1 protein-coding gene is annotated in these 262 nt (G+C 54.6%); it reads right to left on the minus strand.

What is annotated here, in order from left to right; genetic code table 11:
• A partial coding sequence (locus CVH10_RS26945) for a hypothetical protein (protein ID WP_219924974.1) occupies positions 1 to 226 on the minus strand: 226 nt, incomplete at its 3' end.
• Positions 227 to 262: the final 36 nt, after the last annotated feature.

A 262-nucleotide genomic window follows, 5' to 3' on the forward strand; every position in this document is an offset into this window, starting at 1 on the left:
GATTCCTTTCCCACAAAAAAAGCTTCTTATCCGCGCGCCGCCACTCCTCAAGCTGAGAGTACCCCTCCGGCTGCCACTCGTGATAGTGGCTCCACTCGGCTATCAGATCTGTAAGTTGGGATGTGCCTGCTGGCAGTAGCTGCGCTGCTCGAAACTTTCCTACAAGTCCTTCCGGCGCTCCTGACCAGTCCAGAGCCATCAGCTGCTGAAAAACTTCCTCTCTCAAGCTTTTTCGTTTCGCTCTCAGCGCGTCTGTTAGAGC

The organism is Halomonas sp. ND22Bw (genome assembly GCF_003011945.1).
GTDB lineage: Bacteria > Pseudomonadota > Gammaproteobacteria > Pseudomonadales > Halomonadaceae > Halomonas > Halomonas halophila.